Annotated in this window: 15 protein-coding genes; 9 read left to right on the top strand and 6 right to left on the bottom strand. The window is 65.4% G+C overall.

What is annotated here, in order from left to right; translation table 11 throughout:
• Positions 1-3: 3 nt before the first annotated feature.
• Together OCW50_RS10765 and paaZ are read right to left on the bottom strand one after the other, a co-directional pair.
• Positions 4-2094: a 3-hydroxyacyl-CoA dehydrogenase NAD-binding domain-containing protein gene (locus OCW50_RS10765; protein ID WP_262297490.1), complete on the bottom strand. Its 2091-nt coding sequence runs from the start codon at positions 2092-2094 to the stop codon at positions 4-6.
• Entirely contained in the window at positions 2091-4118 is a 2028-nt protein-coding gene (gene paaZ / locus OCW50_RS10760) for a phenylacetic acid degradation bifunctional protein PaaZ (protein ID WP_262297489.1), read from the bottom strand. The genes OCW50_RS10765 and paaZ overlap by 4 nt, the downstream gene beginning before the upstream one ends.
• Before the next feature lie 212 nt (positions 4119-4330).
• Between paaZ and OCW50_RS10755 the strand changes: the two genes are divergently transcribed.
• The 7 genes from OCW50_RS10755 to OCW50_RS10725 all read left to right on the top strand — a co-directional run bounded on the left by OCW50_RS10755 (position 4331) and on the right by OCW50_RS10725 (position 9913).
• Positions 4331-5224, top strand: coding sequence for a PaaX family transcriptional regulator (locus OCW50_RS10755; protein WP_262297488.1), 894 nt, complete (start codon positions 4331-4333; stop codon positions 5222-5224).
• A 178-nt stretch (positions 5225-5402) separates the two neighbouring features.
• Complete coding sequence (gene paaA / locus OCW50_RS10750) at positions 5403-6398, top strand: 1,2-phenylacetyl-CoA epoxidase subunit PaaA (protein ID WP_262297487.1); 996 nt, start codon at positions 5403-5405, stop codon at positions 6396-6398.
• A gap of 14 nt (positions 6399-6412) precedes the next feature.
• Positions 6413-6703: a 1,2-phenylacetyl-CoA epoxidase subunit PaaB gene (gene paaB, locus OCW50_RS10745; RefSeq protein ID WP_262267971.1), complete on the top strand. Its 291-nt coding sequence runs from the start codon at positions 6413-6415 to the stop codon at positions 6701-6703.
• Positions 6703-7461, top strand: a complete 759-nt coding sequence (gene paaC / locus OCW50_RS10740; RefSeq protein WP_262297486.1) for a 1,2-phenylacetyl-CoA epoxidase subunit PaaC — start codon at positions 6703-6705, stop codon at positions 7459-7461. The genes paaB and paaC overlap by 1 nt, the downstream gene beginning before the upstream one ends.
• A gap of 14 nt (positions 7462-7475) precedes the next feature.
• Complete coding sequence (paaD, locus tag OCW50_RS10735) at positions 7476-7988, top strand: 1,2-phenylacetyl-CoA epoxidase subunit PaaD (RefSeq protein ID WP_262297485.1); 513 nt, start codon at positions 7476-7478, stop codon at positions 7986-7988.
• 16 nt (positions 7989-8004) lie between these two features.
• On the top strand, positions 8005-9081 hold the full coding sequence (paaE, locus tag OCW50_RS10730) for a 1,2-phenylacetyl-CoA epoxidase subunit PaaE (RefSeq protein WP_262297484.1): 1077 nt from the start codon (positions 8005-8007) through the stop codon (positions 9079-9081).
• Between the two features lie 28 nt (positions 9082-9109).
• The gene (locus OCW50_RS10725) at positions 9110-9913 is read left to right on the top strand and encodes a Phenylacetic acid catabolic protein (protein WP_262297483.1); all 804 of its coding nucleotides are present in this window, start codon (positions 9110-9112) and stop codon (positions 9911-9913) included.
• 54 nt (positions 9914-9967) lie between these two features.
• Here OCW50_RS10725 and OCW50_RS10720 read toward each other — a convergent pair whose 3' ends face one another.
• From OCW50_RS10720 to paaG, 4 genes are read right to left on the bottom strand one after another with little or no spacing between them, the layout of a single operon-like run.
• Positions 9968-10603: a TetR/AcrR family transcriptional regulator gene (locus tag OCW50_RS10720; protein WP_262267966.1), complete on the bottom strand. Its 636-nt coding sequence runs from the start codon at positions 10601-10603 to the stop codon at positions 9968-9970.
• Positions 10604-10612: 9 nt separating this feature from the next.
• Positions 10613-11947 (bottom strand): phenylacetate--CoA ligase PaaK, encoded by a 1335-nt coding sequence (gene paaK / locus OCW50_RS10715; RefSeq protein WP_262297482.1) that lies wholly within the window; start codon positions 11945-11947, stop codon positions 10613-10615.
• 23 nt (positions 11948-11970) lie between these two features.
• Complete coding sequence (gene paaI / locus OCW50_RS10710) at positions 11971-12444, bottom strand: hydroxyphenylacetyl-CoA thioesterase PaaI (RefSeq protein ID WP_262267964.1); 474 nt, start codon at positions 12442-12444, stop codon at positions 11971-11973.
• Entirely contained in the window at positions 12444-13235 is a 792-nt protein-coding gene (gene paaG, locus OCW50_RS10705) for a 2-(1,2-epoxy-1,2-dihydrophenyl)acetyl-CoA isomerase PaaG (RefSeq protein WP_262297514.1), read from the bottom strand. The genes paaI and paaG overlap by 1 nt, the downstream gene beginning before the upstream one ends.
• 302 nt (positions 13236-13537) lie before the next feature.
• Here paaG and OCW50_RS10700 point away from each other — a divergent pair, with 302 nt between their 5' ends.
• On the top strand, positions 13538-14704 hold the full coding sequence (locus OCW50_RS10700; protein ID WP_373371365.1) for an ABC transporter substrate-binding protein: 1167 nt from the start codon (positions 13538-13540) through the stop codon (positions 14702-14704).
• Between the two features lie 78 nt (positions 14705-14782).
• On the top strand, positions 14783-15655 hold the full coding sequence (locus OCW50_RS10695) for a branched-chain amino acid ABC transporter permease (protein ID WP_262267963.1): 873 nt from the start codon (positions 14783-14785) through the stop codon (positions 15653-15655).
• The last annotated feature ends 2 nt before the right edge of the window (positions 15656-15657 follow it).

The following is a 15657-nucleotide window of genomic DNA, read 5'->3' as shown; positions in this document are numbered from 1 at the left end:
GGCCTATGGATAGAACGTTGCCCCCGAGGCGGCCCGGCTCACGAGCCCGTCCGCCGGCTCCCATCCGGGCCCGTCCCGTTCGGCGCGCTCGTTCACGGTGTCGAGGATCGGCCTGAGCCCCACGCTGTCGGCCTCGAACAGGGGACCGCCGCGCCAGGCCGGATAGCCGTAGCCGTGCATCATCACCACGTCCACATCGAGCGGACGCTCGACGATGCGCTCGTCGAGGATCTTGCAGGCTTCGTTGACGATGGCCGCCCGGATGCGGGATTGGATCTCGTCCGCGGAAATTGAACGCCGCGTCAGCCCGCGCCGCCGCGAGGCCTCCTCGACGAGCCCGGTGACGAAGGGGTCGACCTCCCGCTTGCCGCCGTCATAGCGATACCAGCCCGCGCCGGTCTTGCGCCCGAAGCGGCCCGCCTCGCAGAGCCGGTCGGCGATGTCCACGTAGCGCTCGCGCGGATCGCGGGTCGGCGCCAGCCGCTTGCGCCGCGCCCAGGCGATGTCGAGGCCGGCGAGGTCGGAGACGGCGAACGGGCCCATCGGGAATCCGAACGCTTCGAGAGCGGCATCGACTTCGTGCGGGAGAGCCCCTTCCTCCAGCAGGTACTCCGCCTGGAGGCGGTAGCGCGACAGGATGCGGTTGCCCACGAAGCCGTCGCAGACCCGGCACACGACGGGGATCTTGCGCAGCCGCTTGGCGAGGCTGAGACCTGTTGCGACGACGTCGGCCGCCGTCCTGTCAGTCCGCACGATCTCGAGGAGCTTCATCACGTTGGCCGGGCTGAAGAAATGCAGGCCCACCACATCGGCCGGCCGGGAGGTGACGGCCGCGATCAGATTGATGTCAAGGTAACTGGTATTCGTTGCCAGGATGGTTCCTGGCGGAAGGATCGCATCGAGATCCCGGAAAAGCGCCCGTTTGACGTCCAGATCCTCGAACACGGCCTCGATGACGAGATCCCGATCCGACAGGGAGCTGATACCAACCTCATACTCGATAGCCTGGAGGCGCTCGTCGCGTGCGGCAGCGGTGATCCGACCGCTCTGAACCTGCTTGTCGTAGACATCCGTGATCCGAGCCTGACCGGCCGCGAGCGCCTGCTCACTGGTCTCGACGACCTTCACGTCGAAGCCGGCATCCGCGAACGCGATGGCAATGCCCGATCCCATCGTTCCGGCCCCAACGATCCCGATCTTCTGGACCGGGCGAGGCTCAATGGAGTCGAGATCCGGGAGACGCGTGACCTCCCGCTCCGCGAAGAAGGCATGCCGCAGGGCGGCCGATTGTGCGGACGAGCGCAGTTCGAGGAACGTCTCGCGTTCCCGCGTCATGCCGTCTTGCAGCGGCAGGCTTGCGGACAGGAGCACAAGCTCCGCTGCCCTGCCTGGCGCTTGCGCACCTCTGGCTTTCCTGTGAACGTCCGCAACCTTTGCAGAAGCCGTTGCCGCGTCGAGCGGAGTCACGGCGCATTCACCTGTGCGTCGCAGCGGCTGACCGATCAGGTCTCGGGCAAGTTCCATCGCATCCTGGCGCAGGTCCCCGGTGGAGAGCTGGTCGATGAGGCCGAGACGCAGCGCTTCCGCGGCTTTGACGGTTCGTCCACTTGTTACGAGATCGAGGGCGGCTTCCAGTCCGACCAGCCGCGGGAGGCGTTGCGTGCCGCCGGCTCCCGGAACCAGTCCGAGCTTCACCTCCGGCAGGCCGAAGCCCGCACCTGGCTCGGCCACACGGGCATGGCAGGCGAGCGCGATCTCGCAGCCGCCGCCGAGAGCCGTTCCATGAACGGCGGCGACGACCGGCTTGGAGCAGGCCTCGATGGCGTTGATGACGTCGGGCAGGTGGGGTTCCTGCGGAGGCCGGCCGAACTCGCGGATGTCGGCTCCGGCCACGAAGGTGCGGCCCGCGCAGGCGATCACCGCGGCCCCGATCTGCGGATTGCGGCCAACCTCCTGGATTGCGGCGAGCAGGCCTGAGCGCACGTGCCGAGACGTGGCATTGACCGGCGGATTGTCGATCTCGATCAGGGCCACGGGGGTGTTCGGGATCAGCCTGACGGGACTGCCTTCATGCGGGGAGGCCGTATCGCTCATGGACGCACCGCATTCATCGTGAGCAGATCGTAGGTTGCGACCGTCTCGCCCATATCCGTCGTGATCTCCACGTCCCAGCGCACCTCGCCATACTGCTCGTTGCGCGGCGATTTCGACTTTGTCGTCAACCGGACCTTGATGGTTTCGCCCGGCTGCACGGGTTTGATGAAACGTAAGGAATCGAGACCGTAATTGGCAAGCACCGGTCCGAGGTCCGGATCGACGAAGAGGCCTGCCGCGAAGGACAACAGAAGATAGCCGTGGGCCACCCGTCCGGGGAAGAACGGATGGTTCTTCGTCGCCTCCTCGCTCATATGGGCATAGAAGGTATCGCCGGTGAATTCCGCGAAGTGCTCGATATCCTCAAGGGTGATCGTGCGCTCCTTGGAGACGAAGGTCTGGCCGATGGCGAGGTCCTCGAAATAGTAGCGGAATGGATGCCGGCCCTCCTCGATGGTCGGAGCGCCCTTGATCCAGCTCTGCGTCACGCGCGAGAGCATGGCGGGAGAACCCTGCAGCGCTGTGCGCTGCATGTAATGATGCACGCCGCGCATGCCCCCGAGCTCCTCACCGCCACCGGCGCGGCCCGGTCCGCCATGGACCATGTGCGGCATCGGCGAGCCGTGGCCGGTCTGTTCCTTCGCGCAATCCCGGTCGATCAGTACCAGGCGGCCATGGAAGGCGCCTACGCCGAAGACGAGATCGGCCGCCGCAGCGGGGTCGTAGGTGTAGAGGGACGCCACGAGGCTGCCGTCGCCGCGATTGGCCAGGGTGACGGCCTGATCGAGGCCGTCATAGCCCATCACGGTGCAGACCGGGCCGAAGGCCTCGACGCTGTGGACATGGGTGGCCCGGATCGGGTCCGGGCAATGTAGCACCAGCGGCGGGATGAAGGCGCCGCGCTCGCGGTCCGCCCCTTCGACCATGAAATTGTCCGGATCACCGACGACGATATCCGCCTCTGTCCGGAGCTTCGCCACCTGAGCCATCACGTCCCGCCGCTGACCAAGCCCGACGACCGGTCCCATGCGGACGCTTTCGAGTTCCGGATTGCCGACCTTGATCCTGGAGAGCCGCTCCCCCAGGGCATCGATCACCGCAGGGACATGCGCATGGGGGGCGATGGCGCGGCGGATGGCCGTGCATTTCTGTCCTGCCTTGACGGTCATCTCCTTCGCCACTTCCTTGACGAAGAGGTCGAATTCCGGCGTTCCCGGCCCGGCGTCAGGCGCAAGAATGGCAGCATTGAGCGAATCGCGCTCGGCGATGAACCGGACGGATTCGCGCGCAACGACCGGGTGTCGCTGCAGTTTCTGGGCCGTATCGGCGGAGCCGGTAAAGGACACGACATCCTGACAGGTCAGATGTTCGAAAAGATCGCCCGTCGAGCCGACGATGCACTGGAGCGCTCCGTCGGGAAGGATGCGGGACTCCGCAATCATTCGTACCAGCGCATGGGCCACATAGGACGTGATCGTCGCCGGCTTCGTCACGACCGGGACGCCGGCCAGGATGGCAGGCGCGAGCTTTTCGAGCATGCCCCAGCAGGGGAAATTGAAAGCGTTGATGTGAACGGCGACGCCATGGAGAGGCGTCATCACGTGCTGGCCGACGAAGCTGCCGCCCTTCGAAAGGGCTTCGACATTTCCATCCAGAAGAAAGGTGGCGTTGGGCAGTTCGCGACGGCCCTTAGACGCATAGACGAAGAGGGTGCCGATGCCGCCATCCACGTCGATGAAGTTGTCGGACCGCGTGGTGCCGGTCTGGTAGGAGAGCGTATAGAGCTGGTCCTTGCGTTCTGACAGATGAATGGCAAGACGTTTCAGAAGTTCTGCACGCTGGTGGAAGGTGAGCTTCCGCAGGTTGGGTCCGCCGACCTGGCGGGCATAGGCCAGCACCTCGCCCATGTCGAGGCCGCCGCTGGCGACCTGGGCGACCACGTTGCCGGTGACGGCGCTGTGAATATCGGCCAGGTCTTGGCCGGGCGACATCCAACTTCCACGAACGAAGCTCTCGAGTCTCATTGGGGCACCTTGGAATGATGAATGGGCGGCCCCGTTGGCATGGCCGCGCCTTTCGGGCATTATTAACCGACCGGCCGGTTAGTCAAGGAATTTTGGAGGCGCCGTCGTTCGCCCGGATGGCTCGACAGGGATGGGGCAGTCTGGGTAGGTGAAGGTCGGACAGGCGGAGGCGGCACCGGCTCCTCGGCCCCAGATCATCGGAGTACGCTTGCATGGCCGCGGTCGTAGAGGCTCTGCTGGACAGGTTCCACGAACGGACGCCGATCCGGGCGGGCTCGCTCATCGTGACGGTCTTCGGGGATGCGGTGGTGCCTCGGGGCGGGGTGCTGTCCCTGGCATCCCTGCACGAGATCATGCGGGCCTTCCGCATCAGCGACACCCTTGTCCGGACGGCCCTGTCCCGCCTCGTCGCCGAGGGCTGGTTCGAGCGCTGGAAGGTGGGACGCAACAGCTATTATCGCCTGACGCCGCAGGGCCAGGAGGCTTTCGCGGAGGCCACGCGGCGGATCTATGCCGACCCGCCCCACGAGTGGCACGGATCGTTTGATCTCCTCCTGCTCGAGAACCCGCAGGACCGCAATGCGCTGAGGGGCGAATTGTCAGCGGCAGGGTATGGCACGCTGGGACCCGATCTTCTTATGGGTGCGGGACCCGCCGCCAGGACCGGCCCCTTCCTGAGGCTGGCCGCAACCCCGGCCGATCTGCCCACGGCCCGGCGTCTGGTGGAGAAGGCGTGGCCCCTGGCGGAGATCGAAGCCCGCTACAGGCGGTTCATCGACACCTATGCGGGCACCCTCGGGGCCCTCGAACGGGGCGCGGGGTTCACAAGTCTCGATGCCCTTCTCGTGCGCATCCTCCTGATCCACGATTACCGCAGGGCGGTCCTGAAGGATCCGCAGCTGCCGTCCCGGCTCCTTCCCGGGCCTTGGGCCGGAACGGGGGCCAGAGCCCTCTGCGGCACGATTTACCGCACTCTTCTTCCGGCTGCCGAGCGTTGGATCGATACCCATGCCCAGAGCGACCTGGGACCGCTTCCCGCGGTCGACGAGACCTTCAGGCAGCGCTTCGCGGCGGCGGAACCGGCCGCTGAATTGAGGATCGGCTGATGAAAGTGTTACAAAAAATTCTTGCTTAATATGTTTTCTGTGACATATTGAAAGGGCCGCGGAAACCCGGAGAGGCATGCCGCCTGCGCGCCATCGCTGGCCGGCGCAGAAGGGCCGCTCCGGCGGCCGGGACTGCAAGACGAGAGCCCGACAGGCCTTAACGTCAGGGAGAAGCGCCGTGTACGCACAGATGGTGAAAACGGGCGTCGAGCACATCCGATCCAAGGACGAGATGTCTCCGGAGGAACGTGCCTTCCAGGATCGCATCGATGCCGACATCAAGATCGAGCCGAAGGAGTGGATGCCGGAGGCCTATCGCAAGACCCTGATCCGGCAGATCTCCCAGCACGCCCATTCGGAAATCATCGGCATGCAGCCCGAGGGCAACTGGATCACTCGCGCGCCGACCCTGGAGCGCAAGGCCATCCTGCTCGCCAAGGTGCAGGACGAGGCAGGCCACGGGCTCTATCTCTACTGCGCGGCCGAGACCCTCGGCGTGAGCCGCGACGAGCTCCTGGAGCAGCTCAACAGCGGCAAGGCCAAGTATTCCAGCATCTTCAACTATCCGACGCTCACCTGGGCCGACATCGGGGCCATCGGCTGGCTCGTGGACGGAGCCGCGATCATGAACCAGGTGCCGCTGCAACGCTGCTCCTACGGACCCTATTCCCGCGCCATGATCCGCATCTGCAAGGAGGAGAGCTTCCATCAGCGGCAGGGCTACGACGCCATGACCAAGCTCGCCCGCGGCACGCCCGAGCAGAAGCAGATGGCGCAGGACGCGCTGAACCGCTGGTGGTGGCCCTCGCTGATGATGTTCGGCCCGTCCGACGCAGATTCCGTCCACAGCGCGCAATCGATGCGCTGGAAGATCAAGATCAATTCCAACGACGAGCTGCGCCAGAAATTCGTCGACCAGACGGTGCCCCAGGCCGAATATCTGGGCCTCACCGTTCCCGACCCCGATCTCAAGTGGAACGCGGAGCGTGGGCATTACGATTTCGGCGCGATCGACTGGGACGAGTTCTATCAGGTGATCGCCGGCAATGGTCCCTGCAACCGTCAGCGCCTGCGCACGCGGGTAAAGGCCTATGAAGAGGGTCAATGGGTGCGCGATGCGGCGGACGCCTATGCGGCCAAGAAGGCCGCGCGGGCGCAAGTCAAGGCCGCTTAGGCGGGAGAGAGACGATGACCGACAAGAAGGAATGGCCTCTCTGGGAGGTGTTCATCCGCAGCCAGCATGGCCTGGCCCACCGGCACGTGGGCAGCCTGCATGCGCCCGATGCCGAGATGGCGATCATGAACGCGCGCGACGTCTATACGCGCCGCAACGAGGGCGTGAGCATCTGGGTCGTGAAGGCGTCCGATATCGCGGCGAGCTCGCCCGGCGACAAGGGGCCGCTGTTCGATCCCGCCAACAGCAAGGTCTATCGCCACCCGACCTTCTACGAGATTCCCGAAGAGCTGGGGCACATGTGATGAATGCGCAGGACGCTCTCGTCGAGTATCTGCTGCGGCTGGGCGACAACGCCCTGATCCTGGGCCATCGTCTCTCCGAATGGTGCGGGCATTCGCCGGCGCTCGAGGAGGATCTGGCGCTCTCCAACGTCGCCCTCGACCTGATCGGGCAGACGCAGCTCTGGCTCAACCTCGCCGGTGAGGTCGAAGGCAGGGGACGGGACGCCGACAAGCTCGCCTATCTGCGCGACGCGCGCGATTTCCGCAATGTGCTTCTGGTCGAGCAGCCGAACGGCGACTTCGCCGCCACGATGGCGCGGCAGTTCTATTTCGATGCCTGGCATTATCTGCTGCTGCACGGGCTGACCGGCTCGACGGACCCCCGCATCGCCGAGATCGCCGCAAAGGGCCTCAAGGAGGTTACCTATCACCTGGAGCGGAGCCAGGAATGGGTCCTACGCCTCGGCGACGGCACGGAGGAAAGCCACCGCCGGATGCAAAGCGCCGTCGACGATCTCTGGATGTATACCGGCGAGCTGTTCGAAGGCGACGAGGTCGACCAGGTCATGGTGCGGGACGGCATCGGGCCGGACCCCGCGACGCTGCATGAGCCCTGGCTCGGTCTCGTTCGTGCGACCATCGAGGAGGCGACGCTCACGCTGCCGCAGCCCGGATGGGCGCAGAAGGGCGGCAAGCGCGGCATTCATTCCGAGCATCTCGGCTACATCCTGGCCGATCTCCAGTTCCTGCAGCGGGCCTATCCCAACGCGACGTGGTGAGGAGCGCGGGAAAGATGATCGACAGCCTGACACGGCCGGATCCAGACCAGATCAGAGACTGGCTGGGCGACGTTCCCGACCCGGAGGTGCCGGCGGTCTCCGTCATGGATCTCGGCATCGTGCGCGACGTGCAATGGCAGGATAGCGAACTCGTTGTCGCCATCACGCCCACCTATTCGGGCTGCCCGGCCACGAGCGTCATCGCGTTCGAGATTGAAGCGGCCCTGCGGGCGAGAGGCATCGACCGCCTGCGGATCGAGCGGCGCCTCTCGCCGCCCTGGACCACGGACTGGATCACCCAGGAGGGCCGGCGGCGGCTGGAGGCCTACGGCATCGCACCCCCGGCGGAGAGCGCAGGCGGGCCGTCGCCATTCGATCGATTCCTGCGCAAGCCTTTGACCATCGCGTGCCCGCGCTGCCGATCCGAGAACACCGACCGGGTGAGCGAGTTCGGCTCGACGCCGTGCAAGGCACAATACCGGTGCCGCGACTGCCTCGAGCCTTTCGACTACTTCAAGTGCATTTGAAAAGAGCGGATGCTCCATGACGAAGTTCTACCCCGTCACCGTTGCCGACGTGCGGCGCGAAACCCGCGACGCCATCGTGCTCACTCTCGACGTGCCGGAGGAGCACAAGGATGCGTTCCGCTTCTCGCCGGGCCAGTACCTGACCCTGCGCACCACCATCGACGGCGACGAGGTGCGGCGGTCCTATTCCATCTGTGCGACGCCGATGGAGGGGCGGCTCCGGGTCGGCATCAAGAAGATCGCCGGCGGAGCGTTCTCCAGCTGGGCCAGCGAGCAGCTCGCCCCCGGGCAGGTCATCGAGGCGATGCCGCCCATGGGCAATTTCTTCGTGCCTCTCGACGAGACCCGCAAGCGTCACTTCGTGGGCTTTGCCGCGGGCAGCGGGATCACGCCGCTTTTGAGCATCATCAAGACCACCCTCGTCGCCGAGCCGAATTCATCCTTCACCCTGTTCTACGGCAATCGCGCGTCGGGTTCGATCATGTTCCGCGAGGAGCTCGAGGATCTCAAGAACGAGCATCTCGACCGCTTCAGTCTCATCCACATCCTCAGCCGCGAGCAGCAGGACATCGACCTCTTCAACGGGCGCCTGACCAAGGAGAAGTGCGACCAGCTTCTGGACCATTGGATCGATGCGTCGTCCATCGATACCGCCTTCATCTGCGGTCCGCAGGATATGATGCTGGGCGTCGCGCAAAGCCTCGAGGAACACGGGCTCGACAAGCGCCAGATCAAGTTCGAGCTCTTCGCCACCTCGACGCCGAGCCGCCGCCAGCGCAAGCCTGAGGCGACCGCAGCGGACGACAACAGGAACCTGTGCGAGGCCACCATCGTCATCGACGGACGCGCCCGCACTCTGTCCTTCGAGAAGGGCACCGCATCGGTGCTCGATGCCGCAACCGCCGAGGGACTGGAGCTGCCCTATGCCTGCAAGGGCGGCGTCTGCTCAACCTGCCGGGCGATGCTGGTCGAGGGCGAGGTGGACATGGACGCGAATTTCGCTCTCGAGGATTACGAGATCGCGCGGGGCTACATTCTGACCTGCCAAAGCTACCCGGTGAGCGACAGGATTCTGGTCGATTTCGACAAGTGACGCCGCAGGAGGCGGGGAGGGTGGTTCCATGGTCGATGAAGAATGCCTCGTCACCTTCGTGGCTGGCGGCGGTCGCCTCAGCGCTCCCGATAACGTGACGCCGCGCTATCGCGGCGAACTCATGCGCCTGATGGCGATCTTCGTCGATTCCGAGATGGCAGGAGCCTCGGGCTTCGCCGATTGCATCAACCTGGCTCCCGGGCTCAAGGAGCGGATCATCGCGACGCGCATCGTTTTCGAGAAGTTCGACCATGCCCGTCAGGTCCTGGCTCTCATGGAGCAGTTCGGCGCCGATACGGCGCAATATGTGGGGGCTCATCCCTGGGCGTCCCGTCTCGACCGCAGCGTCAATCTGGCCACACGACGCATTGCCGGAGACATGCGCCTCAACGTGTTCCATTATCCGATCAACGGCTGGGTCGACGCGGTGGTGATGAACTGCCTGATGGGGCAGGCCACCGTGGTGCAGCTCGACGAACTGACGCGCGGCTCCTATCAGCCCCTCGCCGACGTCTTGGCCGAGATTCTTCCCGTCGAGAAGCGCCACGCGGAACGGGGGGAGCAGGGATTGCGGGCGGCTCTCGAGAGAGGCCACGACAGGACCGATGCCCAGGCCTCCGTTAACTACTGGTATCCGCGCGTGGCGGATACCTTCGGCAGCAGCGCGTCGGATCACTTCGCCCAGCATCGCAAATACGGCCTGCGCCAAAAGGGCAGGGACGAGCTGACGGGGCAATGGCAGAGCCACGTTCATCCGATGCTCTCGCGCTTTGGGCTCGAGGTTCCGGGTCATGAGCCGCGCGAGATCGGCGATCAGGTCTCGCTTCAGTGACTGCTGAGCATCGGCCGTCCCGTGGGGCGCGGAATGCCCGAGCCGTCGCAGCCTCTATTCCGCAGCGCTGACCCGCCGCGACGAGGGTGCGGGTTCCGCCTGAAGATTGCGGGTTCCGTCCACGATGAGCCGCGAGACCAGCGCGGCATAATCTGCGCGGGTCACCTCGCCGGTGCTCTTGAACCACAGATAATGCCAGTTGATCATGCCGAAGAGCGACATGGTCACGGGCTTGAGCAGCTTGGTTCCCTTGAGCTGCGGCGCAACGCCCGCCACCGCATCGGAGAAGATCGTGACCAGGTCCCGCTCCACCGCCTTGAGCTCAGCCTGGCGGTCGGTCGGGAGCAGGCGCATGCCGTTGATCTGCACGTTGTGCTGGGCGTCGGCATCGCGATAGGCCTCGAGCAGCGCCGCCACCAGCTCCCTCAGGCGCTCGTCCGGAGCAAGGCCCGGGCGGTCGGCCGCCTCCACGACCTCCAGCAGCTCTTCGAGGTGGAAGCGGATCACGTCGAAGAGCAGCGCCTCCTTGTCCTTGTAGTAGTGGTACAGGTTGGCCTTGGAGACCCCGCAGGCTTCTGCGATCTTGCTCATCGAGGCGCGGTCGTAGCCGTGCTCGGCAAAGAGTTCGGCCGAGCGATCGAGGATCGCCCGGCGCTTGTCGTCATAATCGGTGGCACGGGTACGGGCCATGGGATTTTTCTATTCCTTCGGTCTGCGGTCGATCACGCGCCGCGCCTTGCCGAGCGAGCGCTCGATTCCTTCCGGGTCGAGGACGTTGACCTGGGCCGTGATGCCGATGGTGTCCTTGATCGCCTGGCTCAGGCGGTCGGCGGCGGCTTGCCGGGTTTCCGGATAATCGGCATCCGGCCGGATCTCGGCCCTGATCTCCATCTGGTCCATCCGGCCCTCGCGGGTCAGGATGATCTGGTAATGTCCCGACAGGGTCGGAATGGCGAGGAGCTTCTCCTCGATCTGGGTCGGGAACACGTTGACGCCGCGGATGATCATCATGTCGTCGGTTCGGCCCGTGACTTTCTCCATGCGGCGCATGGTGCGCGCTGTGCCGGGAAGAAGACGCGTGAGATCCCGGGTGCGATAGCGGATGACCGGCATGGCTTCCTTGGTCAGCGAGGTGAAGACGAGCTCGCCCTCCTCGCCGTCCGGCAGGACTTCGCCCGTCACGGGGTTGATCACCTCGGGGTAGAAGTGATCCTCCCAGATGTGCAGTCCGTCCTTGCTCTCCACGCATTCGCAGGCGACGCCCGGCCCCATGACCTCGGACAGGCCGTAAATGTCGACCGCATGGATATCGAAGGCCTCTTCGATCTCCGTCCGCATGGCGTTCGTCCATGGCTCGGCGCCGAAGATCCCGACCTTCAGCGAGGATTGCCGGGGATCAAGACCTTGCTTCTTGAACTCGTCGAGGATCGCCAGCATGTAGGACGGCGTGACCATGATGATGTCGGGCTTGAAGTCCTGGATGAGCTGCACCTGGCGTTCGGTCATGCCGCCCGACATCGGGATCACCATGCAGCCGAGGCGCTCTGCGCCGTAATGCGCGCCCAATCCTCCGGTGAAGAGGCCATAGCCGTAGGCCACGTGCACCTTCATGCCCGGACGCCCGCCGCTCGCCCGGATGGAGCGCGCCACCACGTCCGCCCATGTGTCGATGTCGCGCTTGGTGTAGCCGACGACCGTGGGCTTGCCGGTGGTGCCCGACGAGCCGTGCACGCGAGCGATCTGGTGCTGCGGAACGGCGAACATGCCGAAGGGATAATTGTCCCGCAGGTCGGCCTTGGTGGTGAACGGGAACTTGGCGAGATCGCTGAGATCCCTGAAGTCGTCCGGATGAACGCCCGCCGCGTCGAACGTCGCTTTGTAATGCGGCACGTTCTCGTAGGCATGGCGCAGGGACCAGGCGAGGCGCTCGCGCTGCCAGGCGGCAAGCTCATCCCGGGACGCCAGTTCGAAGCGATCGAGCTGCGTCGCCTGAGGCTTGAGTTCGGACAGCTTGCGGTGCGGAATCTGAAGCAAGGGAACCTCCCATCCGTTCGTTCTTATGGGGTCTTTCCGGTGTCGCCCGATGCGAGAAGCGTGCCCGCGATGGTGCGCGAGTGCCCGCGGAATTCGGCGACGGTTTCGCCCTGACCGTTGCGGACCGTGACGTCGTAGATCCCCGAGCGGCCCGAACGGTGGCGCTCGACCGCATGGGCCGTGAGCGTGTCGCCCCGCCGGCCCGGCTGGAGGAACGTCACGGCGCATTGCTGGGCGACCGTGCGCTGGTCGTAGGTGTTGCAGGCGAACGCGAAGGCCGAGTCGGCGAGGGTGAAGATGAAGCCGCCGTGGCAGATGCCGTGCCCGTTCGTCATGTCCGGGCGGATCGTCATGGACAGGACGGCCTCGCCGGGCGACACGCGCTCGACCCTCATCCCGAGTCCCTGGCTCGCCTGGTCCTCGGCCCACATGGCGTCGGCGCAGGCTGCGGCGAGGTCGCAGGCGGAACGTCCTGCGGGGGTCGATCCTGCGTCCATCACGCCCTCCCGGTGAATTTCGGCTGCCGCTTCTCGAAGAACGCGGTGACGCCTTCGATGTAGTCGGGCGTGCGGCCGGCCTGGCCCTGAAGATCGCGCTCCAGATTGAGCTGGTGGTCGAGATCGTTGGTCTCGGAGGCGTCGAGCGCCTGCTTGATCAGACGAAGCCCGACCGTCGGCTGAACCGCGAAGTGGGCGGCGAGGCGATGCGCCTCGTCCATCAGGGCGCCGTCCTCGACCGACTTCCAGATCATGCCCCAGGCCTCCGCCCGATCGGCCGGAACAGGCTCGGCCAGGAGTGCGAGCGCGCGGGCGCGCGCCGGCCCGACGAGGCGCGGCAGAAACCAGGTGCCCCCGGAATCGGGCACGAGGCCGAGCTTCGCAAAGGCCTGGATGAACTTGGCCGAACGGGCCGCCAGGACGATGTCGCAGGCGAGCGCGAGATTGGCTCCCGCGCCCGCTGCAACGCCGTTGACCGCGCCGATGACCGGCATCCGCAGGGCGCGCAGCTTGCGCACGAGCGGATTGTAGAGGCGCTCCAGGGTGGAGGAGAGATCCGGAACCTGGCCTGGGCTGAAGACCCGGTCGGACAGATCCTGTCCGGCACAGAAGCCACGGCCGGCGCCCGTGAGGACGAGAGCCCGGCAGGTCTCGTCCGCTTCGGCATCGCGAAGGGCCGCCATCAGGGCCGCATGCATCGCCTCGTTGAAGGAATTCAGACGATCGGGCCTGTTGAGGGTGATCACCTGATAACCCTCTCGACGCTCCGTGATGACGAGATCGTTCTCCACCATGGCCCTCCCGAACATTCGCTGGCAAGCGGGTGGTCTTGCGACTTGTTTACTATTGACCAACCGTCCGGTCAATTATATTGATGGGACAAACAGCGTCAATAAGCCAACATTCGGCCCTTTGCGGAGCGAAACGGGATGGCAGGTTTCGACGGCCAACAGGATGCACGCGCACGGCAACGCCAGCCTCGCGCAGTCCTGTCCCATTGCTCCGTTCCTGCAACGACCGGCAGGCTCCCGACGGCCTGATCCCTTGCGCAACAACAAGAACAACAAACGACAACGAACCTCGGAGGAAACACATGAACGCGAAGGCAACTCACACGATCCTGCTGGCGACCTCTCTCATGGGCCTGGCTCTGTCCCATGGCGCGCTCGCGCAGGACACCGTCAAGATCGGATCCGTTCTCTCGGTCACCGGGCCGTCGTCCTTCCTGGGTGAACCCGAGGACAAGACGCTCAAGCTCTACGTCGACAAGATCAATGCGGCCGGCGGCGTCGCGGGCAAGAAGATCGAACTCGTGATCTACGACGACGGCGGCGACGCCAACAAGGCGCGCACCTTCGCGACCCGCCTCATCGAGGACGACGAGGTGATCGCCATGGTGGGCGGCACAACGACCGGAAGCACCATGGCGATGATCCCGGTCTTCGAAGACGCGAAGGTCCCGTTCATCTCGCTCGCCGGCGCGATCGAGGTTATCGATCCCGTGCGCAAGTTCGTCTTCAAGACGCCGCACACCGACAAGATGGCCTGCGAGAAGATCTTCGAGGATCTGAAGAAGCGTAATCTCACCAAGATCGGCATGATCTCGGGCACGGACGGCTTCGGAGCGTCCATGCGGGCGCAATGCGTCAAGGTCGCGCCGAATTACGGCATGCAGATCCTCATCGACGAGAATTACGGTCCGCGCGACAGCGACATGACCGCCCAGCTCACGAAGATCAAGAACACGGCGGGCGTGCAGGCGGTGGTCAATCCGGGCTTCGGCCAGGGGCCGGCCATCGTGACCCGCAACTACGCCCAGCTCGGCATGACGAACATCCCGTTCTACCAGAGCCACGGCGTAGCCTCGAAGAGCTTCATCGATCTGGCCGGTCCGGCCGCCGAGGGTGTGCGTCTGCCGGCCGCAGCCCTCCTCGTCGGCGACAAGCTGCCGGAGAGCGACCCGCAGAAGAAGGTGGTGACCGAATATAGGCAGGCCTACGAGGGCGCCACGAAGCAGCCGGTCTCGACCTTCGGCGGTCACGCCTACGACGGATTGTTCATCCTGGTCGAGGCCATGAAGCGCGCGAACTCGACCGATCCCCAGAAGATTCGCGACGAGATCGAAAAGACCAAGGGCTTCGTCGGCACAGGCGGCATCGTGAACATGTCCGCCACCGATCATCTCGGCCTCGACCTCTCGGCGTTCCGCATGCTCGAGATCAAGGGCGGCGACTGGAACCTGGTCGCCTCCGGAAGCTGATCCCACGCTGCAACCGATCGGGCGGCAGGCTGCCGGTCAGCCTGCCGCCCGGCAACCTGAAGGTCGCGGGGCTGCATCATGGCCGAGTTCCTCCAGTTCCTCATCTCCGGTCTGACGGTGGGAGCCGTCTATGCGCTGGTCGCACTCGGCTTCACCCTGATCTACAACGCCTCGGGCGTGGTGAACTTCGCCCAGGGCGAGTTCGTCATGCTCGGCGGCATGGTGACGGTGTTCGCGTCGGCGGCGGGTCTGCCGCTGCCGCTGGCGGCCCTGGTCGCCATCGCGGCCGCCGTGGCAATCGGGCTCATGCTCCACCGCTTCGCCATCGAGCCCGCGCGCGGAGCGTCGGCCGTGACGCTCATCATCATCACCATCGGAGCCTCGATCCTGCTGCGCGGCGTCGCGGCGATCGTCTTCGACAAGCAGTTCCACAAGCTCCCCGCCTTCACGGGCGACACCCCGGTCGACGTGCTCGGCGCCGCCGTGCAGCCGCAGAGCTTCTGGGTGCTCGGCGGAACCGCGGTCGTGGTCCTGGGGCTCTACGTCTTTCTCGAGCATACGCTTCTCGGCAAGGCCGTGCTGGCCACGGCCGCGAACCGTCTGGCCGCGCGGCTCGTCGGGATCAACACGACCACCATCATGGCGCTCGCCTTCGGCGGCTCCGCGGCCATCGGGGCGATCGCCGGCATCCTGGTCACGCCGATCACCCTGACGAGCTACGATGTCGGGACGTTGCTGGCCCTGAAGGGCTTTGCCGCCGCCATGCTGGGCGGCATGGGCAATCCGGTCGGTGCGGTCGTCGGCGGGCTCCTGCTCGGTCTGCTGGAGGCCTTCGGCGCGGGCTATCTCAGCTCGACCTACAAGGATGCCTTCGCGTTCCTGGTCATCCTGATCGTCCTGTTCGCGGCGCCCCAGGGCCTGTTCGGACGCCGGGTCGTGGAGAGGGTGTGAGC

This window comes from Microvirga sesbaniae, assembly GCF_025460805.1.
In the GTDB taxonomy this organism is placed as follows: Bacteria; Pseudomonadota; Alphaproteobacteria; order Rhizobiales; family Beijerinckiaceae; genus Microvirga; species Microvirga sesbaniae.
Note: the sequence above shows the minus strand (reverse complement) of the source record. Positions and strands in the feature narration are given on the sequence as shown.